Source organism: Photobacterium sagamiensis, assembly GCF_050337085.1.
Lineage (GTDB): Bacteria > Pseudomonadota > Gammaproteobacteria > Enterobacterales > Vibrionaceae > Photobacterium > Photobacterium sagamiensis.
Genome location: NZ_JAKJSP010000013.1, coordinates 80,802 through 103,058, shown reverse-complemented (window position 1 = coordinate 103,058; position 22,257 = coordinate 80,802). Strand labels below are relative to the sequence as shown.

The 22,257-nt window shown below is 42.7% G+C and carries 21 protein-coding genes and 1 pseudogene; 12 read left to right on the top strand and 10 right to left on the bottom strand.

Going from position 1 to position 22,257, the window contains the following annotated elements:
- The first annotated feature begins 268 nt into the window (after nucleotides 1-268).
- The 3 genes and pseudogenes from L4D76_RS04090 to L4D76_RS04080 all read left to right on the top strand — a co-directional run.
- A complete protein-coding gene (locus L4D76_RS04090) occupies nucleotides 269-1,276 on the top strand; it encodes a DUF2860 domain-containing protein (RefSeq protein ID WP_428439666.1) in 1,008 nt (335 codons plus the stop codon).
- Between the two features lie 378 nt (nucleotides 1,277-1,654).
- On the top strand, nucleotides 1,655-1,894 hold the full coding sequence (locus L4D76_RS04085) for a hypothetical protein (protein ID WP_428439665.1): 240 nt from the start codon (nucleotides 1,655-1,657) through the stop codon (nucleotides 1,892-1,894).
- Between the two features lie 308 nt (nucleotides 1,895-2,202).
- Nucleotides 2,203-2,418 (top strand): annotated as a pseudogene (locus tag L4D76_RS04080) (thermolabile hemolysin); the annotation flags it as partial.
- Nucleotides 2,419-2,743: 325 nt separating this feature from the next.
- Here the strand turns inward: L4D76_RS04080 and L4D76_RS04075 are convergent.
- Nucleotides 2,744-4,249 carry a hypothetical protein gene (locus tag L4D76_RS04075; protein WP_428439664.1) on the bottom strand — a complete coding sequence of 502 codons (1,506 nt, stop codon included), beginning with the start codon at nucleotides 4,247-4,249 and terminating at the stop codon, nucleotides 2,744-2,746.
- A 325-nt stretch (nucleotides 4,250-4,574) separates the two neighbouring features.
- On the opposite strand from L4D76_RS04075, the gene L4D76_RS04070 reads away from it, so the two are divergent.
- The 3 genes from L4D76_RS04070 (at nucleotide 4,575) to L4D76_RS04060 (ending at nucleotide 6,023) form a co-directional block, all read left to right on the top strand.
- On the top strand, nucleotides 4,575-5,336 hold the full coding sequence (locus L4D76_RS04070) for an AraC family transcriptional regulator (RefSeq protein ID WP_428439663.1): 762 nt from the start codon (nucleotides 4,575-4,577) through the stop codon (nucleotides 5,334-5,336).
- Between the two features lie 133 nt (nucleotides 5,337-5,469).
- Entirely contained in the window at nucleotides 5,470-5,856 is a 387-nt protein-coding gene (locus L4D76_RS04065; RefSeq protein ID WP_428439662.1) for an MOSC domain-containing protein, read from the top strand.
- Entirely contained in the window at nucleotides 5,826-6,023 is a 198-nt protein-coding gene (locus L4D76_RS04060) for a 2Fe-2S iron-sulfur cluster-binding protein (RefSeq protein WP_428439661.1), read from the top strand. The genes L4D76_RS04065 and L4D76_RS04060 overlap by 31 nt, the downstream gene beginning before the upstream one ends.
- A gap of 249 nt (nucleotides 6,024-6,272) precedes the next feature.
- On the opposite strand, the gene L4D76_RS04055 is transcribed toward L4D76_RS04060, so the two are convergent.
- Nucleotides 6,273-6,665, bottom strand: coding sequence for a hypothetical protein (locus L4D76_RS04055; RefSeq protein ID WP_428439660.1), 393 nt, complete (start codon nucleotides 6,663-6,665; stop codon nucleotides 6,273-6,275).
- A 661-nt stretch (nucleotides 6,666-7,326) separates the two neighbouring features.
- Here L4D76_RS04055 and L4D76_RS04050 point away from each other — a divergent pair.
- Complete coding sequence (locus L4D76_RS04050; protein WP_428439659.1) at nucleotides 7,327-8,592, top strand: DEAD/DEAH box helicase; 1,266 nt, start codon at nucleotides 7,327-7,329, stop codon at nucleotides 8,590-8,592.
- A 126-nt stretch (nucleotides 8,593-8,718) separates the two neighbouring features.
- On the opposite strand, the gene L4D76_RS04045 is transcribed toward L4D76_RS04050, so the two are convergent.
- Nucleotides 8,719-10,140, bottom strand: a complete 1,422-nt coding sequence (locus L4D76_RS04045) for an alanine/glycine:cation symporter family protein (protein ID WP_428439658.1) — start codon at nucleotides 10,138-10,140, stop codon at nucleotides 8,719-8,721.
- Nucleotides 10,141-10,680: 540 nt separating this feature from the next.
- Here L4D76_RS04045 and L4D76_RS04040 point away from each other — a divergent pair.
- Nucleotides 10,681-11,730 carry a lipase family protein gene (locus L4D76_RS04040; protein ID WP_428439657.1) on the top strand — a complete coding sequence of 350 codons (1,050 nt, stop codon included), beginning with the start codon at nucleotides 10,681-10,683 and terminating at the stop codon, nucleotides 11,728-11,730.
- Between the two features lie 230 nt (nucleotides 11,731-11,960).
- On the opposite strand, the gene L4D76_RS04035 is transcribed toward L4D76_RS04040, so the two are convergent.
- Nucleotides 11,961-12,314, bottom strand: coding sequence for a phasin family protein (locus L4D76_RS04035; RefSeq protein WP_428439656.1), 354 nt, complete (start codon nucleotides 12,312-12,314; stop codon nucleotides 11,961-11,963).
- A gap of 154 nt (nucleotides 12,315-12,468) precedes the next feature.
- Entirely contained in the window at nucleotides 12,469-12,885 is a 417-nt protein-coding gene (locus L4D76_RS04030) for a phasin-related domain-containing protein (protein ID WP_428439655.1), read from the bottom strand.
- Nucleotides 12,886-13,271: 386 nt separating this feature from the next.
- On the opposite strand from L4D76_RS04030, the gene L4D76_RS04025 reads away from it, so the two are divergent.
- On the top strand, nucleotides 13,272-13,778 hold the full coding sequence (locus L4D76_RS04025) for a glycine cleavage system transcriptional repressor (RefSeq protein ID WP_428439654.1): 507 nt from the start codon (nucleotides 13,272-13,274) through the stop codon (nucleotides 13,776-13,778).
- Nucleotides 13,779-14,160: 382 nt separating this feature from the next.
- Here the strand turns inward: L4D76_RS04025 and L4D76_RS04020 are convergent, their stop codons facing one another.
- Nucleotides 14,161-14,991: a peptide-methionine (S)-S-oxide reductase gene (locus tag L4D76_RS04020; protein WP_428439653.1), complete on the bottom strand. Its 831-nt coding sequence runs from the start codon at nucleotides 14,989-14,991 to the stop codon at nucleotides 14,161-14,163.
- A gap of 177 nt (nucleotides 14,992-15,168) precedes the next feature.
- A complete protein-coding gene (locus L4D76_RS04015; protein WP_428439652.1) occupies nucleotides 15,169-16,386 on the bottom strand; it encodes an FMN-binding protein in 1,218 nt (405 codons plus the stop codon).
- 206 nt (nucleotides 16,387-16,592) lie between these two features.
- On the opposite strand from L4D76_RS04015, the gene L4D76_RS04010 reads away from it, so the two are divergent.
- From L4D76_RS04010 to L4D76_RS04000, 3 genes are all read left to right on the top strand, one after another.
- Nucleotides 16,593-17,498 carry a LysR family transcriptional regulator gene (locus L4D76_RS04010; RefSeq protein WP_428439651.1) on the top strand — a complete coding sequence of 302 codons (906 nt, stop codon included), beginning with the start codon at nucleotides 16,593-16,595 and terminating at the stop codon, nucleotides 17,496-17,498.
- An 85-nt stretch (nucleotides 17,499-17,583) separates the two neighbouring features.
- Nucleotides 17,584-19,008, top strand: coding sequence for a reductive dehalogenase (locus L4D76_RS04005; protein ID WP_428439650.1), 1,425 nt, complete (start codon nucleotides 17,584-17,586; stop codon nucleotides 19,006-19,008).
- A 1-nt stretch (nucleotide 19,009) separates the two neighbouring features.
- Complete coding sequence (locus tag L4D76_RS04000) at nucleotides 19,010-19,285, top strand: tetrachloroethene dehalogenase (RefSeq protein WP_428439649.1); 276 nt, start codon at nucleotides 19,010-19,012, stop codon at nucleotides 19,283-19,285.
- Nucleotides 19,286-19,459: 174 nt separating this feature from the next.
- On the opposite strand, the gene L4D76_RS03995 is transcribed toward L4D76_RS04000, so the two are convergent.
- The 3 genes from L4D76_RS03995 to L4D76_RS03985 all read right to left on the bottom strand — a co-directional run bounded on the left by L4D76_RS03995 (nucleotide 19,460) and on the right by L4D76_RS03985 (nucleotide 22,139).
- Nucleotides 19,460-19,771 carry a hypothetical protein gene (locus L4D76_RS03995; RefSeq protein WP_428439648.1) on the bottom strand — a complete coding sequence of 104 codons (312 nt, stop codon included), beginning with the start codon at nucleotides 19,769-19,771 and terminating at the stop codon, nucleotides 19,460-19,462.
- Nucleotides 19,772-19,993: 222 nt separating this feature from the next.
- Nucleotides 19,994-20,674 (bottom strand): FMN-dependent NADH-azoreductase, encoded by a 681-nt coding sequence (locus L4D76_RS03990; protein ID WP_428439647.1) that lies wholly within the window; start codon nucleotides 20,672-20,674, stop codon nucleotides 19,994-19,996.
- A 370-nt stretch (nucleotides 20,675-21,044) separates the two neighbouring features.
- Nucleotides 21,045-22,139 carry a protein kinase family protein gene (locus L4D76_RS03985; RefSeq protein ID WP_428439646.1) on the bottom strand — a complete coding sequence of 365 codons (1,095 nt, stop codon included), beginning with the start codon at nucleotides 22,137-22,139 and terminating at the stop codon, nucleotides 21,045-21,047.
- Between the last annotated feature and the right edge of the window lie 118 nt (nucleotides 22,140-22,257).

Genomic DNA, 22,257 nt, shown 5'->3' with positions numbered 1-22,257 from the left:
CGAACCCAGTGACACGACATCTTGCTTGATCACCTGAATCACAACAGCTGAATTTTCACATCGCTTGTACTCAAATATTCACGAATGAAAGCCACTTTCTTTCTCATCGTACTACTCGCTCATCACGCTAGATTAATTGGTCAAAAAGTCGTTTAAGCCTAGCTGGAAAACCTTTGGGGTGTTTTCCTATTATTAATAAAATTACAAGCAAGCAGGAAGTAATGGACTAAGATTTATAACAAATATTCATCGGTCAATGAGGTTTTCTATGCGTTACCTTAGTTTTCTTGTCTTCAGCACTAGCATGGTCTCATCAGCTTTCGCTATTGATTCAATTCCCCAGGAAAGCGGATTCAGTGGTTTTATCAACCTTGGAGCCGGTGTGACCCGCGTCGAGTCCAACACGCTGGCAGAGTTCGGCAGTGTCGAGCTCGGTAACAAAAGCATCGACACTCTCACTAAGTCACCTGATAGTGAAACTTCCGGTCTACCGGTAATAGGTCTGGAGCTCGCCTACACTTTTGCCAGCACCCGTACCCAGGTATTTTTTGGTAACCAGCTTGAAGACTATATCCGCTTCGATTTTGCCGCCCGCGCCGGTATGCGGCAAGAAATTGGTAATGCCGGTGTAATCGGTGTTAGCTTTTTGCAAACCCCGCTTGCGACCGAAGTGTGGGAAGATCCCTTTGTCACCGGCATCGATCGAACAAACACCGATCGTACCAGCAACGGCTATCGACTCATCTGGGATAATATATATGGTACTGAACTAGAACTGCGCTACTCAGCACGGGAAGTTGATATCGATAAGGAACGCAGTGGTGAAGCTCTTGGATTATCCGCTGCCGATCGCGCTCTGCTGGATCGTAACGGCGATAGAAATCGTTTCTCTGTTCAATACACATTTAACTTGGACGAGAATAAACATCGAGTCACCCCTGCAATAGCCTATATCGATCAAGATCTCGACGGCGACGCCGTGGCCTATGATGGACTGTCTTTTAATGTAAACTATATTTACTCGGTTAATCGCTGGAAATTTGTCACCAATGCCACTTATGCTGATCTGGAATACGATGAGGCCAACCCTGTTTACAGTAAAAAAGCAGACAGTAAGCGGTACGGTGCCAGTTTTACAGCCTTCTATAACAAACCTTTTGGTTGGGAAGACTGGCTGGCCAATGCTGGTGTGGTCTGGTTTGAAGAAAATAGTGATATCAACTTCTACGACTCGTCGGTACAGCTGATAAGCATTGGGATGTTATATCGGTTTTAATTAAGTAGCCTTCAATCATTAAAGCCCAATGGATTACCCCCACCTTTTTTGTTGACTGTATATAAAAGCAGGCAACCTTAAGCTGAAATATCATCTTGCAGACAAGATGGTTATTTGTGCCTGCCCTATTTTTGTTATCCCTGTTTATGGACATTTAGCCATAGTCATGACCGATCTACACGAATGATGTACAGGTGGGTGTCCCTGATACACTTCCTTCATGTTAGAATGCGTCCCCATGCTCTTCTGTTATGGACTGTAACCTTCGACTTATAGGACAGGCAGGCTTAAGAAACCATCAATTCTGTTAATTTCACTGCACCGCAATACTAATCCCAATCTGATCATCAGCCCCTTTTCAAACCCAACACATAAGCTATGGTCATTATTCAACGCTTGTTAGCAGGCGACACCAATAGCGAAGCCGAATTCAACACCTGCAAAGCCATCATCGAAGGGATCCCGATGCGATTGATGGATTACTTAGAGCTTGTTGACTGGACAGGTCGGCAGCTTCGCAAAGGTAAAACAAGGTATATTGAATCCCACACACCGCCAATCCTTCAACGTTTAAATTTCGAACAGCAAAATTGGTTAAAAGCCTGCACACAGTTTTAACGACAACGTGCGTTGCTCATTGGCTCATCACACTCCATTCAGACTGCAACAGTGAACTTCAATCGTTCTCGGGCACAAGGATATAGGCTCACAACGTAAACCGTTCTAGAGAATCAAAGACTTCCCTCCTAATTCTGGTCCCGGAAGGATAAACCCTACCTCCAACAACCAAAAACACGTGAAATTACATCATGTTCAGACTATTACAAGCTAGAAAATCAACAATGCTGTTCCAAGTGTATTTGACTGACTTAATAATGTAAGTCTTAGCTAGCTTCTGTTAAATGTGCCAGTCCTGTTTTGTTGCGCAGAAACACGGTTTCAAAAACGCGTCAGAGCCTTGCTTAGACATCAACCGTAGCTCAGCCTTGGATTATCTATATAGTCGCAGCCTGACAAACGAATGTGCGTACTATGGCTCTGATTCACACGTATTCTGGGGAGTAACTCACCCGACAACAGCGACTCACAAATACATCGCAGATCGTATTCTTGAATCTGTTTTCAACAAATTTAAGTTCTAAGTAAAGTTGTATCAACTAAGGTGATATAAAATAGACCAAGCACCCCATGCTTGGTCTATCTTTTGAGTGTGGTGCGGCGATATTGTTATCACCAGATAGCACTCTGTAGTGGTAATCAAGTGATGGTAAGTGTTATGTCGATTGTGAGTTATTTGTTATAAAGGTAAGCGTGAAATTGCACATGACGCTATTATTATGAAGCAACGGGCATTGTTTTTTGTTCATTACATTAAGCCCTTTTAAAGTGGGATAAACAGAATTTTGAGGGTGTAATCCCATAGAATGAAGTAGTATTCGGATCAGCTAATTAAGCTCTTTGTTGTAATTAAAACACCCGAGACTTTATCTTTCTTAGCTCACTTCTTTTTTCGGCAGATGTCTCAAGAAAAATAGATGTATTGATCAGGTTCTTAAATCGTTCATCACTTACATCTAACTTGTCTAATGACAAGCAGGCCGCGTGTAATAACTCATTAGATAATGGATATTGTCTATAATGCTTGAAGATATCATCTGCATTCTTGCATGCTGTAACCGTTTCAATCTTTAACTGTACCTCTTTTTCTAATTTATCTATTAGTTTTAACGCATTTTCATGCTGAAGTTGGTTAAAAGTTTCAGGATTATCATCTAACTGAACTCTTTTAGCATAACTGTTTCGGCCAAGCAGAGAAAACATCAATGAATAGATTATCGCTTCTTTAGGTGATACATCACATTCATCCAAGGTACGGATCTCGCGCTTTATAATTTCACCAGCAGCATAAGATTTACCCGCTAATAACATCGGCATAACTGATAGTACAAAACTCGTTTGTTTTGAACAATTTTGGATGATTTTTTTGTTGATATTTATCCTTATCCGATTGTTACTGAGCGTATTAACAAAAAGCTTTCTCAGTACGCTTGGCTGATACATGAACCTATTTGCTGCTGACATGGCTAGATCCAACACAGCATCTTCCCGTGACAAAATATATTTATTTAGAATACCCAGAGAGCGGCTAGACGAATTCTTGGCATGCAGTTCGAAGATAAAATCAGGATCCGTTTCACCCAGCTGACTTTGATCTGTTTTTAGAAAATATGCCAAAGCCTTTTCTGGTGATCTTGCCATATGATACTTACTTAGCGTATGGTTTGCCCGGAACGACCAGGGGCATACCTTTAACAGTTCTGCGGAGTAAACAAGCCCACGCTGGAAGCTGCTGTTTTCTACAAAGTAGTGTGTTAATTCAGTTAATAAACTAATTTTATGGTTTTTCTTATAGAGAGCCTCAAGAAGTGCAATCTTGTAGTTTCTGTATACATAATCCCGAAAAATAAGCTTCACAAGTCGGTGATCGGACACAAATTTAATGAAAATCTGCAAATACAGCTTTTCAGTTATTTCTAGTGTATCAAGTTTGAAAGCCAGTAAGTTTCTTGTTTTTAGCTTTTGATATAACGGAGTAAATTTGCTTTTAAAATCCCTTAACTGATAAGCATCATCTAAAATTAGATCATACCCCTGTTCTACAAGAAAGTTTAACGATTGAGCATTCAATATTTTAGGGATTGCAACGATAATGGTTTTAACATTATCTGTAAGGCTTTTATTTTTATAGACGTTATTAACGCTATAATATACCTCTTTAATGTATTCTTCAGAGCCAGCAATGAACATCAGTTGGATAGGGTGATTTTCCAAAACATGAGTAATATCTCCCTTCCGATTTGAGTGGTAAGCTTCTACCTTACATAGAGCGTTCAAGCTGCTTCGCATCAACAGCCCGGCTGATTTATCTTCATAGCAAAACAGTGTTACCAGTCTCTCATTTAGCACTTGCATATGTTTTAGTTATATCTTTGTTGGATCATCATCATCGTTGTCATTAATTTATCATGATAATCTAATCAGTTAAATATATTAGCGGAAAACACTCATAACATGAGTACTGTGCCATGAGCCCTCATCCTGATTACGGCGAATATCTCGGGTGGTGACGTTGGTCGATACCGTATCTTGTTCATTGAAACGGCGAAGATTACCCACAATTCAGTGTAGTTAGGACTATCTTTAACAAACCGATATAAATGGGAGCCTGAAAGCAAGCTAGGTGCATAGAGCCCTTGAAACTTGGCGCAGACTTGCTGAATCAACAAGGATTTTAGCCTTGCATAATTTTGCGGCCGATACATCTGAATCCTCAATTGATGTACTTCTGTTGACTTCATCGAATAGCGAGTTCAAAGCACCCATTCATTCACATGAAAGAGGACAGTTAGTTATGCCCGTGACTGGCTCAATGATTTGTGAAGTAGATAATGAAATATGGATGGTACCTACTGAGTCGGCAGTATGGATCCCAGCCAGCTTGCCACATAGAAATACCCCAGCCTCTTCTGCAACATTCTGCTTCGTGTTCATTGACTCTGCCAGAGTGGCACTACCTGATAGGTGCTGCACTCTCTCAATCAGTCCTTTGGTGAGAGAAATGATACTCTACTTGACCAAGCTCTCTGCTGAAGAGTCAGCAAAGGAGCAAACAAAAATGCTGATTGATGTGCTATTTAAAATGATGGCGCAAATGCCGAGAGAGCAACTCAACTTTCCTCTTTCCAGCGACGCAAAGCTGAGGAAAGTCGCGGACATACTCCTCAGCGATCCTGCTGACAGGCGGACTATCAAGCAGTGGGCCTCTTTTCTTGCAATGAGTGAAAGAACATTCTCTCGGTTGGTGGTGAAGGAAACCGGAATGACATTTGGTTTATGGCGAAAACAACTGCATATTGTCGTTTCACTCCAGTTACTTACAAAAGGTGAGTCTGTTCAGCCTGTCTCAGAACAACTCGGCTATGACTCTGTTAGTGCATTCATCACAATGTTTAAAAAGGCGTTGGGAAAGTCTCCAAAACGCTACATAAAGAAATCGTGAGTAGTTGTTTCTAACGAGTCTCCGCATTCCGTCTTTGACTATTTTTAGTGATTATTTGTCAATTCTTCTAAATTTTTACACTTTGATAATCGGTACTATGAGACAGTTAATTAGAGAGACATAAGGCATCATTATGTACCCCGTATCAACAATCGATGAATTACGACTTGGCAAAGTAAAAAAATCATTCTCAATAAATACCGGTATTGATAAGCACCCAATAGACTGTTGCGAAGTGACTCTTATAGGTCTTGCTGGTGATGAACAGGCTGAAACCTTCCATGGTGGTGAAGAGCGGGCAATTCTACAATATGATTCAGAGCACTATGAACCACTAGGTGTGACGCTCCCTAACTCCAATCACTTGTTTGTCAAAGGCGGATTTGGTGAAAACTTGGTTGTGGCAGGAATGAATGAACACAATATATGCGTGGGGGATATCGTTAAAGTTGGCACTGTGTTACTTCAGGTTACGCAACCGAGGCAGCCATGCTTGATGCCTTACGAAATAACGGTGTAACGGTTGAATCTGTCTGTGAAACCGGTATGTGTGGTAAATGCAGGGTTGATTATGAAGGTGAAGTTGATCACAGGGATTCAGTTTTGACCAAAGGCGAAAGTAAGAAATGCATGACACCATGTGTTTCACGAGCCAAAGGTAAAGAACTGTTAATATCAATTACATAATTGAAGCGTTTTAATGTTCTCTTCGGTGTGTTAGTTGAACCAGTAAACCTCGTTAATCAATAACAACTTTAAATGTTAGCCCTCGAGAATGATCGCAGAAAGGGGGCTATATTAATTTTTCTCACTTTGGGAGTGGGCTATCGTAGCCTACAAATAAATTGTATTAGGTTTCAATTTGTTCAGAGAGACGTAAAGCGTCTTCTAGTGCAACAACTTGCCAAACTTCTGCTTATACAGAATCTATTTATATCACCACTTGTAGGTGAGGCCGAAGTTTGCACCTTGCACATCAGGCTGAAAGTAACCTGTATAAGCCATATATTCAGCTGAAAGGCTTATGTTATCTCCTGCGTCGTAAGAAATTCCGATCCCCCATGACAGGCCATCATCTGTGTCAGTATCACTCCACCCTATAAGCATGTAAGGACTGATTGCTGCAGGGGTTGTTGCTTTGCCGTAGATGCCAGTTAGGTCAGTATCCCACCCTTTTGCGATTCGCGCTTCGGCTGCTAACACTTCACCTCCATATCCAAGCGCCAGTCCCGTTACCTGGTCAGAATCAACAAACCCACCGAATACGCCAACATAGGGTGCAGCGTTAACAGTGAATGTAAATAGTGTTGTTAGTAGCAGTATTTTCATGAGAATCACCTTTAGCAAAAATAAAACAGGGCAAACCTGGTTTATTGATATACAACTAAATGTAGCCTCAAATATATGTAAAGGATTTCTAGTTCGAATAACGCTTCTATTGTTAAGAATAGTAAAAAGATCATGATCTTTTTACTTATTGTTGCTTCTAATCTGAAGCAACATTAAATAAAAGAGATCATCATTGCTTATACATTCATGACTCAGACGAATCTGCTGATGGCCATCCGTAATTTAGGCACACCCAAAATAATATGTTCAAAGTTATTTTCTTTGCAGCGTGATTTCACGCAATGCTAATAGTTACAACTCTCGTTACAATTACTTTTGCTATATCATAAACTGGATGTCTTAGACTGAGATTAGCGTGCTTAATGCCCATAATCTCCCTCATGCGGTAAACGCGACGAAAAAATTCTATGACATTTCGACAAATACCTGGACTCGTCTAGAGCCAGTCGTCGATGCCATTATTGTATTAGATACAAAGGAAAAAAAGCCATCTCCAAGTGGTGAATCGGTCATTAAACATTGATACTTTCCGGAAAGCGCATCGGATACTCTTCCTTCATGTTAGAATGCGTCTCCATGCTCTTCTGTTATAGCCTTCAGCCTTAACAGTTGTTTATTAATCATACACCTGAGACTCCAAATGCCATTTTCCAACCTTGGATTAAGCGATCCGATTTTAAAAGCTGTAACCGAATTAGGCTACAAGACTCCTACGCCGATTCAAAAGAAGGCTATTCCGGTCATATTGACGGGTAAGAACCTTATCGCTGCCGCGCAGACGGGTACAGGTAAAACAGCTAGTTTTGTATTACCAATATTACAAATGCTGAGCGACAAGCATCCCGTACGTGCCAAACGTATTCGCGCCCTCATCCTTGCACCGACGCGTGAACTGGCAGTGCAGGTTGAAGACAATATTGCGCAATACAGCAAGCACCTAAACCTCACCTCGCTGGCGATGTATGGCGGTGTTGACTATAAAGAGCAAAAGCAGCGCCTCATAGAAGGTGTCGATATTTTGGTTGCCACTCCTGGTCGACTTCTGGATATGTATAGCCAAAGAGCCGTGCATTTTGATGAGCTAGAAATATTGGTTTTGGATGAAGCCGATAGAATGCTCGACATGGGCTTTATCGAAGACATCAATAAAATTATTGAACGCTTGCCTTCGCAAAGACAAAACCTGCTGTTTTCGGCCACGCTGTCAAAGCAGGTTCGCGTCTTAGCCAAAACCGCTATTGAACATCCGGTTGAAATATCGGTCTCTTCCGACAACACAACTACCCCGAAGATTGACCAATGGTTGATCACCGTCGATAAAGACAAGAAATCGGCATTGCTGAGCCATTTAATTCAAGAGAATGATTGGGATCAGGCGCTTATTTTTATCGAAACAAAACACGGCGCAGCGAAGTTAGTTAGCCAGCTTGAAAAGCGCGGAATTAAAGCAGAAGCTATTCACAGTGGCAGAAGTCAGGATGCTCGTGCAAAAGTATTGGAAGACTTTAAATCGGGTCAACTCAAGTTACTAGTTGCAACCGGTATTGCTGCACGCGGTATTGATATTGACGAGCTGACGCGTGTGGTTAACTATGACTTACCTCATCCAGCTGATGACTATGTTCACCGTATTGGTCGTACTGGCCGTGCTGGTGCTTCCGGCGAAGCGATCTCGTTTGTTTCTAGAGATGATTTCAGAAATCTTTGCGCTATCGAAAGTCGTTTGGGGCATCTTATTACCCGAAAAGAGATTGAAGGATTTGTACCCAACAAAGAGGTGCCAGTTTCTATTTTGAATTTTGTTCCAAAACATAAACAAAACGGTGAACGCCAAAATTCAAAAAACAAGCCAGCTAACCGCCGGACTCAAGAGAAGAACAATCAAGCATCAAAAGGGAAACGCTAAAACAGACTGATAGCCTGAACTCATACGAAAAAGCGAGTACTGCAATTGCGGCACTCGCTTTTTTTATAGTGATTAATGAGGTCGTTGCGATGATCGCCCTCTTTCTTCTGTTAATTAACAACTATCTTATTTTTTTGGTTTCCACGCTTCGAGGTCAATATCCAGATCAGGGAAATCTTTGGGGTCGAACAGTGGGTGTTCGATACCTGCTTTAAGTTGCTTCTTATAGTCTTTCAAAATACGGATGAGCGTAGGAAACAGCATTATAAGTGCTAACAAGTTAACGATAGCAAGGATGCCCATCATCGGATCTGAGAAGAAAAACACTGACGTTGCTCCCGGAGCAACAGCACCCATAAAGATAATTCCGATCACAACAAAGCGAAGAATGTGTACAGACAGTTTGTTCTGTGACATGAATGTAAGGGCGTTTTCCCCCAGGTAGTAGTTGTAGATAATAGAACTAATAGAAAAGAGCAAAATCGCCCCGGTCAGAAAGTACTGAGACCAAGCCCCTATGTGTGAAACCAGTGACTGCTGAGTCAGAACGACACCATCAATGCCTTCTGCGCCAGGGACATATACATCACCCAGTAGGATAACGAATGCAGTACAGCTGCATATTAGGATTGTATCGATAAACACCGATAAAGACTGTGTGATACCCTGGCTGATTGGGTGAGTGACGTCTGCCGTAGCGGCAACATTAGGTGCGGAACCCAGGCCCGCTTCGTTTGAGAACAAGCCTCGACGCAAGCCTTGTGCCATCGCAGTCCCCATACCGCCACCTACAGCCTCCTCCCAACCAAATGCGTTAGATACGATACTACCAATGACCGCTGGGATCTCAGTGATGTTGATTAGGATGACTAGAAGCGCCATCGCGACATACCCGATAGCCATAATAGGTACGATAACATCCGCCGTTTTTGCGATACGTTTAATACCACCGTAAATAATGAAACCAGTAATAATAGCTAACAGGCCACCAGTCCACATGCGGTCAATACCCAGGCTATCCTGGGCAGCCCCTGCAACGGTATTACCTTGAAAGGCATTAAAACCAATCGCAAAGGAAGCAATCAAACAGACAGCATACAGGTAAGCAAGCCACCGATAGTCTTCACCAAGACCATGAATTATCGAACGTGCAGCACCTCCACGAAATGCATCACCTTCTTTACGCTTATAAAGCTGAGCGAGTGAACATTCCACCAGGCTTGTTGCCATACCAACCAGGGCAATTGCCCACATCCAGAATACAGCACCAGGACCGCCAAGAGAAATTGCAACAGCAACACCTGCAATGTTACCGCCACCAACACGACCACCAACAGATAACAAAAGCGCTTCACGACCAGAAATTGCGCTTTTGTCAGCTGTTTGGTTTTTGTTTAATAAGACACGGAACATACGTCCAAAGAAAGTAAATTGAACAAATCCGGTAACTAAAGTAAAGAATAGACCCAACACTACCAGGAATGGTATAAGTGCCCATCCCCAAGTGAGATCTCCAATTACACCAAAAAGGCTTTCTAACAATTCCATCTCGACTCCTAAACATATCATCCCGGAATCGAGGAACGAGATATCCGGGATCCAGCTCTAACCGTGTACGCCTTAGATACCGTACAAGTTCGTTCCTCACTTTACGGAATGATTAAGTTTGGTGACTGACTCGTCAAAACTTCTGTTATGTACTACCAGCCCTGAAAGATAGTTGAGAGAAGTATAGTCGGTCACAACATCTTTAGTCGGAAATCTCTGAGACGTTTTGGTTATTTCAATGCCCAAAGCACTTGTGTACCTAAAGATATTTTCTGTCCGATTGGAATAACATCTATACCCAAACCACCTCAAGATGCGAGACTCAGAGCTTGCTCTGGAAATTTAATTCGAGCGAAATGTATGTAGGAATGGCATGCGTTTTCAATCTTATACGCTCCATCAAAAGAGGCTGCATACTCCTAAATAGGTGCAGATAGTCGGTTTCAAACTATACTTCCAAACGAGTGCGTTCGGTATACATATCGATATACCATCCGAATCAGCATCGTTTATTTTTATACAGGGAAACGGAGGGTCATCATGGCTGACAGGGACAGAAGTAAAAAGTATTTAGTATTAGTTATGGGAGAGAAAATCGTGAGGCTCCTGTGGTGGCGCGGATTAAAGAAAGCGACGTCTGCCTTTAATGACAAGCACGCGAAGCTTGAACTATTCATCCAGGAATTTCTGACAGACTTTGCAAAAGTAGGCTCCCTGACGAAAGTGCTTGGCGAAAAACCTCTGGAGCCTTTTAGTGCCGATAACAGTGAGCTCAACGAAAAATACTATGATAACAGTAAAAGCTATACGCAAGCCTTGATGAATTTTTTCATAGATCTCACTCCCTTTAAAAAGGAATGTAAAATCAAAGCCTTGCACCCTCCTGTGGATGTCCACAAAATCAATCCCACGCCAAATGAAACCTGGTTTTTCTTGAATGGGATCGGAACAAACGAGGACATGGCAAAGGTAAACGCCCGAATGCTCAGCGATATATTCAAGCGCCCCATCACCCCACTTCACAACCCTGCCAATGGTTTCATGGCCGATTTAACTGAAGTCATGAAGGGAAGAGCCTTCAACCTGAATACTGCCATAGCTGAATCCGCCAGGGATCACATCTGGAATGAATTAAAAAAAGCTAAGGAAAAGATGAGAACCGCTGACGAGGAAATGAAAAAATCTTACAAGGTCGTGGTGATTGCCCACTCTCAGGGAGGACTCATCATTTCAAATGTCGTCAAGATGCTGCTTCAAGACCACGGTGGTAATCCACTGTTAAATCAGCTGGAAGTCTACACCTTCGCCTCCGCACATGATGAATATCCCTCTTCTTGTACGGGTGCACAACAACATCAGGTTCCATTCACCGAGCACTTCGCGAACAGCGATGATTACGTTGCACAGGTTGGCGTCCTCAAGGGTGGCAGCAAAGAAACGGTGGGAAATATCTACATTAAAAATGGAGCCGGTCATCTGCTGAACTTCCACTACCTTAGGGACTTCGTTCACGGTAAGTATGAAGGCAAGGACGGTAGCCGCCTGTATTCTCTGCTTGACGGAAGCCGCCTAGCCGAAGCCGAAAAATGAGCACAGACAAGACTATGAGATAAAGGGCAAGCTGGTCCAGGGTGGACGCTCCGATAGGAGCGGGTTGTTACCTGCCTAAGAACTTTTCTTCATTGTTTATTAAACAAAAAAGGCGCACATGCATGGCACATGTGCAACCTAAAAGACAATCACCCATAGTGAGATGACAATCCAAACAAGGTTACATATCTTCTGGGTTAAGAGATGTAACCAAGTATCGACAGTTATTCTTATTCTGCCAATTTTTCGACTGCTTGGGTCAGTCTGTCTATTTTATCATCCATATGATCGAGCTTTTCACGATCAATACCGCTTAGGCGATATAACAGGTCATTTGTAACTGCTTCACTTTCATCAGCAGCTTTATCTGCTTTCTTTGCAATGCATTCTTTCGTTTGAATTTCTACTTCTTTACCTCGTTCGACCAGCTCATCAAACGCAGTTGTTGTTTTCTCATTAACTTGCTGGGCTTCTTCCAGTGTGCGGCTATATAGACCAAGACCTGCTAACCAAATATTACGCGCAACACCTTCGCCACTTTCTACGACATTTTTAGCCGCTTTCACTATTATTTTATCGTTCATAATCATATCCTTCTGCGCTTCAGCGCTGATCTGTGCAATGGTTAATTGTTAGTTACTCACCAGAAACCAGTCTTCCTGTTACTATCTGGCGTTGCGGCTTTTGCTAGCTTACGACGCACTACCCGTGAGTGGTTTGTGCGACTTAAGCAACGGTTTATTTTTCAGCCTTAACGGGTACTTTTTTTGCCGCAGGCTTTGTTTTCTCTTGCTTGCGAACTAATAGCGCCTCAATGTTTGCTGTTAGTTGGTCGATTTTGTCATCAACACGATCTAAGTGATCATTATCGATACCGACAACTTTCTGCACCATTTTGTGTACACGTTCTTCAATTGCAACTGAAGTGTGGCTACGAGCTGTATGTACACGTTCTTTCGTATTTGATTCAACGGCACGGCCACGTTCAACCAACTCATCAAATAAGCTTTTACCTTTACCTGATAACTGGTTTACTTCATCAGTGCTCTTTGCGTATGCGCCCAATCCGGCCAGCCAGATGTTATGAACCAACGCGTCACGAACAAGATTTTTCTCTTTGCCGGTATCTTCAGCTTTCTGTTTAAATATGCTCATCGTTGCGCCCTCTCTCACTCATATAATCGTTAATCAGCCTGTGAGTATTTCCTGACTGCTTATAAACAGAATAAGAATTTAAATTAGAGTGTTCTAACTAAAATAGCGATTTAGAATTCAAGATCAGCAGCCGGGTGTCCGTAACCCAGTTTGGTGTCCACCCTTCAGTTGGAGCTGTATCCCGATTGGCATTAGTTATGCTCGACAACTAAAATATAAACTGAGAATACATAAAGACGATTGATCTAAAGAATCAATGGATTGTATGAACTAAGTCACGGCACGTTTCCTGGTTGCTTGCTAGTTTGATTATATGACCTGTCGATTTCTTATTCGTTTGGTTATAACGTTTTAAATACAGAACGTATCAACGCAAGGGGTAGCTTATGAATACTCAGTTTACAATTACTATCGCGGGCCAGGATCATCCACAATTAGTCAATCAACTAGCAGCTACAACCAATAATCTTGGGGGAAAGTGGCTGGACAGTAAAATTAGCCGGTTAGATCATCAGTTAGTGGGTATCATCAAAATAGAAATTCCGGCAGCTTCCGCTGATCAGTTAAAGCAGGAGTTCAATGCTCTGAAAGAGCTCCATGTACGTATCGTCGAAAGCGATATGCCAACAACACCGAGTAAATTCGAGCAGATAACGTTGAAAATTGAATCCAATGACCGCCTTGGAATCGTTAACGATATCACCCATATACTCGATAATATCGGTATCGACATCATTCAAATTGAAAACCATCGTATTGCTCTAGCTGACCTTGGCCGAACCGTGTTTTCCGCCAGGTTAGCCGTGGATGTGCCAACCGAAGTCAGTATCGAACAGCTAGTAGAAGCCGTTCAACAAGTCGACGAAAATATGCGAGTTGAAGTGATCCATTAGCATTGCCTCAAGTTGATAAATAGCTTGATACGAAAAAGGCGGATCCAATAGGATTCGCCTTTTGGCTTATGCACGTCCTCGCCCATAAAAACGGGCTACACTGACAGATAGCTATTGTCAGGGGGAAGTCGTCATGTCATATCCGGTGGTCTGCGTAAACTGCGGCACAACACTCCACGAAATCCGTTATCAACAATCGGCAGATAACCCACCTCTGACCGATCCTCCTCTGGGCACGTGTTTTTATGAGGTCGAGTGCACCTGTACTCAGTGTGGCGCTGTCTCGTGGCACGACCCGGAGTTAATTTTTGAGGCTCAGTCAGAATACATAGAAAGTAAGTGACTGCATTGTCGATAAACTACATTGTTTGCAAAGCTCAAACTAGACATCAGCGAGCAACGATGCCCAGCGTTCATGCCTGTCGATGTAACAACGAATGTAACTGCAGACAGGTACAACTTTGTAGCCTTCTGACTGAATCTGCGTTAACACGGCTTCCATAAGTACACTGCCGTAGCCTTGCCCTCTTAGTTCATGAGGCACTTCGGAGTAATTGAGGTGTAATACCTTATCCTGCTTTGTATAGGTTACCAATGCCCAGAGCTCAGGTTGAACTTGTACGCGGTACTGCTGCTTAGCAGTATCGTGTTCAACACTGTATTCGTGTTTGGTTATCATGGTTTCAGCTGCCTTCTTTTGGTTTATCGATCTTTCGATAACTGTCTTCTTTTCAACATTAACAATATCGCCAAACCTTTCAAGTAACCGTTTGAGCTTAGGGGTGATTTGAGTGGTACAAAACGGTTTGTCTGGGTTGGAATAGTAATAATCTTGGATCTGTTGACGCGATGGCATGAACTCTTTACAAATCAAAGCCTTTGTAACTACAGGCTTATCAAAGTCTGCCTGTAGTTCTGTCAGGCAAGCTTTGGCTGCTTCCTTCTGTGGCTCTGTATAGGCGTAAACTGCAGAACGGTATCGGTGCCTTAAGGGGTGATTAGAGGTACAACTGTGAGTATGGAGATGTACTTCGATTAAAGTACACAGGCTGATAAGTTGTTCATCAAACTCAATAATGACGCCTTCTGACAAACTATCATCTTCGCCGGCTGAAGCAAGCCAACCCTGAACAACAGTGGTTACCCCTTTCAGAGAAAGGAATACTGCTTCAGTACACCAGTGGCAACTTCCACCCGTTCCGACTTTTTGCATACCTTTACTCACTGTGCATTTAAACCACTCTTCATAACTATAAGTGTTCTTTATCTGATCAGATCTGCGCTTTATAAAGAAATAATGTAATGACTACTATTGTCAGTCCGTACAATATTGAACTCACCACCAGCTTGAACTGCGGTTGGCTCTTTACCTTCTTGCTCTTTCTCATCTTCAGCTTACTCTCTTAACTGCTATTTGCTTACGGTAAAACTTATTGAGCTTATGACGGCGATCTACGGCAATATTCAGGCTTCGCCCGACAGGACAAAACAGACGACACCAAAAGTCTTTGATGAAAAAGGCACCTATAAGTGCTAATGGCAAGATATACCATTGCACACCGACACCATCGAGTGAAAATATCATCGAAAACGGCTCATAAGAGCTAACGGCCGGGTTACGTGAAACAAAAATCAACACCAAAGACAGCCACAGCATAAAATTCACAATATTAACGCTGTGTTTATTTATTATGCTCGGCACCGGCCAGTTATTTCTGCCCAACATATAAGCCCAACGCTGGATATGGTGAAACGGGCATAGCTGGCTGCAATATATATTTCGGCCTAACCAGATGATCCCCAGCACAACGCCTGCCAGCAAGATATAAAGCGAGGGCTGTGTTATCACGTCAGGCCAATAGCCTAATGCGATTGACGATAGCGTTGCCAGTGATAACGAAGTATTAATCCAGTATCCAATCACGATAACAGAAGCAATACCGATAATAGCCAGGTGATATTTTCGTATTTTTACCGGCAGATGGCGCTCAAACAGTGCCAGCAATACCAAAGCAACCAACGCTGCATCTGCAAGCTGCAAACGGTAACTCTCACCAGGCCACTCTTTCGCAACGCCTCTTTGGGTTGCAATTTCATGAGCCGGAGCCTGAACGGCTTCGATGATCCCTTTTGATGTCAAAGTTGCACCAGAAACACCGTCGACATCATCATTCATGACAAAATTATCTGAAACGAGTTTTCTTTCAAACTGCCTTAAAAAATGTTGATTTATTACGTTCACGACATAGCCGGGGGTATCAACATGGGCAAGCAGTTCGATATTGTTGATTCTGTTTTTATCATCGACCGAAAACTGAACCACCAGTGGCCCTCCATACCCTTTGCCAGTAGAAGCATACACGGTTGAATGCCCACCAGCTTCCGACACGGTGAAAGCGTAATCTGATCCCTTTTGCGCCACTATTTCGGCTTCAGGATAATGCTGTGTAAGCAAAGAAAGTACGCCAGTTTCTTTTTCTGCCCCAACCCACCAGGCTACAATCAGAGTAATAATTGCAAATATGTTGACTGCACTTATGCCCTTTTTTTTCTTTTTCCTGACTTTCATCGCTTCATCTTTACCTATATTCAATAATGAAGTTAACATACTGGTTTTCTAATGAACCATTTTATCACTTGAGGAATATGCTATAAGTCCAATAGCTGAATAGGGGGTATAACTTAATTGATATGAATAAATTGTCTTTTATCACAAATGCATATTTTAAATGATATAAATCAATCTCCCCCCCTTATAAAATGAAGAAAAGCTTCGCTGTATTATTCATAATGCTCATAGTTAACGGAGTTATTATGAAGATAGAAGATTTAGAATTATTTGTTCTGGTTACTGAACACATGAGTTTTACCGAGGCCGCAAATCAACTTGACTTGCCTCAATCAAGCGTCAGCCGGAAGATCAAACAAATTGAAGACAGTCTGGAGGTCAGGCTGTTTGAAAGAACAAGCCGTAAGATCTATCTGACCGAGCAAGGCGATCGATTTTATAAACAATGCAAACAAATTGTGGAAGAGTTCAACTGCGTCACAGAAAGCCTTACAGAACATCAGAAAGAACCGGAAGGAACACTTACCCTTTGTATGCTCCCCCTCATGGCAGAGATGCTCGCCGAGGAGTTCTTTGTTTTCTTTATGAAAACCTTTCCTAAAATCAACTTGGTATACCATGCATTAAATCCTGAAGATTTAGAACATTCGTTCAATGCCGACCTAATGCTTTATATTCATCCGCCCAAAGAGCAGAATATGATTGCCCGCAGGATCATGACCGTTTCCAGACGTTTTTATGCTTCACCAGATTATCTGGACAAACATGGCATACCGGAGCATCCATCGGCTCTCAATGAGCATAATTGCCTGAAATTCGACACCAAAGTTTACCCAATAAATGAATGGAACTATCTTGAAGATCAAACCATAAAAACAGTATCAGTTAATGGCTCATTCACCAGTGATTCCATCAACCTTACTATGGATTTTGCCATTAAGGGACAAGGTATTTGTTGGATACCTCAATTTCTTGCCAATAAGGCTGTCAGAGAAGGTAATTTAGTCTGTTTGTTTGACGGGAAATTTAGCATAGAGCAGCCCTTTTATGTGATGTATCACTCACGTCGGTACATGCAAAAAAAAGTAAAGGTTTTTTTAGATATGCTCACTCAATATATGGAACAAAAATACAATGTGTTTAATAACTGAATAAGGGGCATAACTTTTCTGTTATATATTGCAGCGAATCTCTTAGATAAGATCTATCCCGTATCTTATATAGAGTGTGTATAACATGGATAATAACAAAACTGAGCATCAAGCTGACAATGATTATTCAATTGAGAACCTGAACCGTCGTAAGTTCTTTCGCATGAGTGCAGTTACTGCTGGCGTTGTTGCCGCTGGCAGTGCTGCCGGTTGGATAAATCACCGTGTACAAGGGGTTCCTTATGACTCATTTCCTGTAGAAATAAAGGATGATGAGCTCAAGCCTATGGATCAGCGCAACCTGATCTTCAGCTATGCCTTATCCCCTAAAGAACAGCGTAAATATCCCGAACGTGAAAAAGCCTTTGGCGATGCCATCGGTGATCCTGACTTTAAGTTCCGAAAAGTCATCAAAAGTTTAATGAAGCATTCAGAAGTCACTCCTGAGGCGTGGGACAACAGCAAGCTAGGCTACCGCCAAATCGACTGGGCATTAGCCCTCGCTTCCAAATCATCCCTTGATCGCTCTCTCGCGCCTTTCAGTAAATTCGGCGTCCCAAACACAGGTGAGCATACCTGGGAGCAGCTTCATCTTGCCCCGGTTAAGTGGCAGTTCGAATCCCCAGCAGAGGCCTCGCAGCATATTAAACGCGCAAGCCACCTGTTTGGCGCGGTGCGTGTTGGTATCACCCCGAATGATCCGCGCTGGAACTACTCGCCGCTGTATGATGCGATCAATGAGAAGACCTATAGTTGGGAGGACGATTTTCCTTTCAAGCCTAAATCAGTCATTGTGCTGGCTTTCGAGCAGGATTATGAAGCCATTCGTGCGGCGCCTGCGCCCTTGGCAATCGGCTCGGTCAATAATGAATACACCAATATGTCACTGGTCGCAGGCCAGCTTGCCGACTTTATCCGCCGCTTAGGCTATAAGGCTGTTGCTTCCGGCAACGATTTGGGCAACAACGTGGCGTATGGCATCGCATCCGGTATAGGTGAAGGGGCCCGTAACGGCACTCTGATCGTACCAAAACTCGGCAACCGCGTTCGTCTGGCTAAAGTCTATACCGATCTTGATCTTGTCGAGTACGATATGCCACGTAACTTCGGCATTATGGAGTTTTGTGAAAACTGTAAACGCTGTGCCGAACAGTGCCCGTCAAATGCTATCAGCATGGATGATAAACCCGATTTTTATCCCACCTATGAAGACGGCGATAACCCCGACTACGCCTGGCATGGCCAAATTGCGGTTAAGAAATTTTATAACGATGCCAAGAAATGCTTTAAGTACTGGGGCGACAATGGGATCGGCTGCGCGATTTGCATCAAAGCCTGCCCTTGGAACAAACCTGATTTCTGGCACCATCGTCTTATTGATGCCTCTAATACATTCACGTCAGGTTTTGTTCACCGGTTAATGAAAGATGCCGATATTCTGTTTGGTTACGGCAATATGGATGTAGATAACGCCGTACAAGCGTTCTGGCACTCAGATAAGGAGTCTTAATATGATTGGTTTAATGTGGTATCTGATGGGCATGCTGACAATGGGCGCAGCATGGGGGTATGTCAATTTAAATCGGCAGTATCGTTTAAGCCTGATTGCTAATTTGAGCCTCGCGGCAGTATTTGGTTTCTTCTGGATCTGCATCGGCTGGTCATGGGCTTCTTTTGCCGAAGGCGAACCTCGATCAGGGGCGATGGGATTAGTCTGCTTTGGCCTGCCCGGACTGATTTTAATGAGCCTGACCTGGACGCGCTTGATCAGTCCAAACGCCAAGTAGCTGCAGTAATGTAATCGTAAATGCTTGCTGCAAAAAACTCGTACCTGAGTTTTTTCAGCAAGCCTATTTTCCTGATGGTTTTCTCTTACTCAACTTGAAGCCAAAAAATATAGTTCTGATGCGACTAGCAAGGTTATAAGATCAGGTTTTATTACAGATCACCTTCTCTTGTGATCAGCGCTTATGCTCACCGTGGAAAGCGTAACGGCTATACTTGTTTCCATCTTCCGTCACTGCTACGTACTTAATTGATCTTGAATGATTCAATGATAACGGTACAAATACACGACCATTCTCATTAGTCTGGAACGTATTACGATTTTGGGGCAGATTCGTTAGTGACACCGCCGCATTCGCAGCTGGCTGACCATTCTCTGTTACCGTTACCCACGCCCCGTTTTGCGTATCAGACACACTGATATCAGCAAGTGATATTGAAGAAAAAGCAATCATCATAGACGACAGAACAACATTTACTTTTTTCATCTTAGTTTCTCCATCATTTAGTTTTAGCCGCTGTTATTTCCTTCACCTTGCAGAGCACAAAACGTGTTCAGCACAGGGAAAAGAGTCATATTTATAAATTAATAGTAGTGCTTTTTAAGTAAACAAACGCTGAATGCATGTAAAGCTAAGTAAAAGAATGAGGCTGTGTATCTGGCTTTCCTGCGTAACAGGCCCCCACTCGTCATTTTCTTCTGTGTGATATTAATTCAAACCTATCTTGCTCAGGATTTTTTTCCAAACCGGTATACTCTTCTGCGTGGCAATATTTCCCTGTTCAACTTTATCTGCCAGCAAGGGAATGTTTTCCAAATCGGCTTTTGCTCCTGCGATGGCTTTTTCTGCCATTTCAGGGCCCATTGCCAATGCTTCGCTGTAAACCAGTTCAACGTCTGTAATACCGATAAAACCAAGCACGGTTTTCAGGTAAGGGATCATCACATCCGTCGGGCCGTCTTTGTGTATACCGCCGCGAGTGGTTACAACCACAGCTTTTTTATCTTTGATCAGGCCAACAGGACCGGTTTCGGTATAACTAAAAGTGACACCGGCACGGGCAACCAGATCGATCCAGTTTTTAAGCTGGGTCGGGATGTGGAAGTTATACATAGGCGCGGCAATGACGATAGTATCGTGTGCTTTCAATTCATTAATTAGCTGGTCAGACTGTTCCAGGGTTTCTTTCTGACGTTGCGACAGGCTATCACCACCTCTCAGACCACCAGCAATTTCACCGTCCAGCACAGGCAGAGGCTGAGCCACCAAATCACGCTCGGTGACAGAAGTGACAGCGTCACCCCATGAGGCAACAAGATGGTCAATAAGACCGTTAGACTGAGAATAGTCACCAAGAATACTTGATTTAAGAACGAGAACTTTAGACATATTGCTACCCTTGTTAGATTCAATGCTTTTCGCTGTTGAGTTAACTATAGAGACGGAACCCAGAGGAAGATAGCGTAAAAAATTGCCGTAGTTGTTCAAATTATCCGAACAGATTAAATCCATTACAATGAACCAATTAAATCACTTAATAACAACAACTTGAAACTCAAATTAGAGAGGGGCCACACACTTACCGCTGTTTGCCCTGCGAAAAATCAAGCCTATCGTTTAAATTATTACGTGAAGAATTAATGCGTTATTGTCACGATGATGTAGAGAGGATTTTCTGTTAACCATTACGCTAGGATTCAGGTTATAACAAGGCCAGCCGCTTCGCTGGCACTCATAGATGACGTATAAACCAGGTAATCTAACCTAACTGAAAATGCACAGCATCTTTTCTAAATTGGCTGTACTTTGCAATCAGTTCGCTTTTGCTCAGTGTTTCATCGCCAAAGAAGAAGACGTCTCCGGCACGTAATTGATCGAAGTTGTTGTTAATTAGGTTCAGAGCCAAATCCGCTTTTTTCAGGGTATAAGGGGTGCAAGATTGTCCGTGTAAATCATCGAGTAGATCGAGAACATTTGAGCGGTAGGTTTCTGCCAAATATAACTCTCGCAAAGCGACCTCATTAGCCAGAGCTGCCTGCCAACGATGATTAATTGCCTGCTGCCACGTAATCACCCTCGCGTCTGCGCCAAGTTCAACAAGCTGCTGCAGTTTGCTTTGATAGGCTTGTAGCGCACACTGCTTTTCGAGCTTATACAGCTCAAATAATGCTTCTGTAGATAGATTGAGTGGATTTTTCAGTAAAAAATCAAAAAAGAAACGGGTTTCGAACCGCTCTATGCCATGAAATAACTGCGTATCTTGCCCATTGCTATTAAAATGAGCCTTAGGATCAAATTGATACATATAACCAAAGTCGAACAATTTTATCTCGTCTTGGGTGTCGAGTAAAATATTGCCCGGACAGAAGTCCCACTCGAACAGCCCATTCAGTTCAAGGTTTACTATGGTGGAAAAAATCTGTTGAAATAACGAGCGATTTAAACTGGATAACGGTTTACCTTCAATCCACGGTGACAGAATAATGCCGTCTCTGAATGAGGCAAATTGGGTATCGACGATATGTACTAAGCATTCTGGATAACGTTGTTTCAGTTCGGCCAGATCTCGCCTGCGCTGAACTTCGTTTAAAAAGGATGTTTGACCATCAATATTATTGACCAAACTGACTTCTCTTTTTAATTTCAACGTCCAGCTTTGATCATTAATTAGCAGATGATAAACCACTGCAGTAAGACCAGAATTAAATGTTTCTACCACATAGCTTGATTCAGCAGATGTGGCTTTGAGTTGCTCCAGCGTTAACGGAAAGCCTTGCAAGGTTCCGACTTCGATATTCTGCCCGTTCTCTGTAAACGCTTGCTGAGCTCGCTGACGTTGCTGCTCCATACTCATCCTCAGCTCTCCTTAGCATCGTAAAGTAACAATAGCCGGTGAGAATATAGATGAACATGTCCTACATACTGTGATAAAGGTAGTAGATTCCGCATCAGATACTAGATAAAAACAGCGA

Excerpts from the sequence above, each read along its gene's own strand:
- L4D76_RS04090 (WP_428439666.1), top strand. The coding sequence starts at position 269 with ATGCGTTACCTTAGTTTTCTTGTCTTCAGCACTAGCATGGTCTCATCA.
- L4D76_RS04085 (WP_428439665.1), top strand. The coding sequence starts at position 1,655 with ATGGTCATTATTCAACGCTTGTTAGCAGGCGACACCAATAGCGAAGCC.
- L4D76_RS04075 (WP_428439664.1), bottom strand. The coding sequence starts at position 4,249 with ATGCAAGTGCTAAATGAGAGACTGGTAACACTGTTTTGCTATGAAGAT.
- L4D76_RS04065 (WP_428439662.1), top strand. The coding sequence starts at position 5,470 with ATGTACCCCGTATCAACAATCGATGAATTACGACTTGGCAAAGTAAAA.
- L4D76_RS04060 (WP_428439661.1), top strand. The coding sequence starts at position 5,826 with ATGCTTGATGCCTTACGAAATAACGGTGTAACGGTTGAATCTGTCTGT.
- L4D76_RS04055 (WP_428439660.1), bottom strand. The coding sequence starts at position 6,665 with ATGAAAATACTGCTACTAACAACACTATTTACATTCACTGTTAACGCT.
- L4D76_RS04050 (WP_428439659.1), top strand. The coding sequence starts at position 7,327 with ATGCCATTTTCCAACCTTGGATTAAGCGATCCGATTTTAAAAGCTGTA.
- L4D76_RS04045 (WP_428439658.1), bottom strand. The coding sequence starts at position 10,140 with ATGGAATTGTTAGAAAGCCTTTTTGGTGTAATTGGAGATCTCACTTGG.
- L4D76_RS04040 (WP_428439657.1), top strand. The coding sequence starts at position 10,681 with ATGGCTGACAGGGACAGAAGTAAAAAGTATTTAGTATTAGTTATGGGA.
- L4D76_RS04035 (WP_428439656.1), bottom strand. The coding sequence starts at position 12,314 with ATGAACGATAAAATAATAGTGAAAGCGGCTAAAAATGTCGTAGAAAGT.
- L4D76_RS04030 (WP_428439655.1), bottom strand. The coding sequence starts at position 12,885 with ATGAGCATATTTAAACAGAAAGCTGAAGATACCGGCAAAGAGAAAAAT.
- L4D76_RS04025 (WP_428439654.1), top strand. The coding sequence starts at position 13,272 with ATGAATACTCAGTTTACAATTACTATCGCGGGCCAGGATCATCCACAA.
- L4D76_RS04020 (WP_428439653.1), bottom strand. The coding sequence starts at position 14,991 with ATGCAAAAAGTCGGAACGGGTGGAAGTTGCCACTGGTGTACTGAAGCA.
- L4D76_RS04015 (WP_428439652.1), bottom strand. The coding sequence starts at position 16,386 with ATGTTAACTTCATTATTGAATATAGGTAAAGATGAAGCGATGAAAGTC.
- L4D76_RS04010 (WP_428439651.1), top strand. The coding sequence starts at position 16,593 with ATGAAGATAGAAGATTTAGAATTATTTGTTCTGGTTACTGAACACATG.
- L4D76_RS04005 (WP_428439650.1), top strand. The coding sequence starts at position 17,584 with ATGGATAATAACAAAACTGAGCATCAAGCTGACAATGATTATTCAATT.
- L4D76_RS04000 (WP_428439649.1), top strand. The coding sequence starts at position 19,010 with ATGATTGGTTTAATGTGGTATCTGATGGGCATGCTGACAATGGGCGCA.
- L4D76_RS03995 (WP_428439648.1), bottom strand. The coding sequence starts at position 19,771 with ATGAAAAAAGTAAATGTTGTTCTGTCGTCTATGATGATTGCTTTTTCT.
- L4D76_RS03990 (WP_428439647.1), bottom strand. The coding sequence starts at position 20,674 with ATGTCTAAAGTTCTCGTTCTTAAATCAAGTATTCTTGGTGACTATTCT.
- L4D76_RS03985 (WP_428439646.1), bottom strand. The coding sequence starts at position 22,139 with ATGAGTATGGAGCAGCAACGTCAGCGAGCTCAGCAAGCGTTTACAGAG.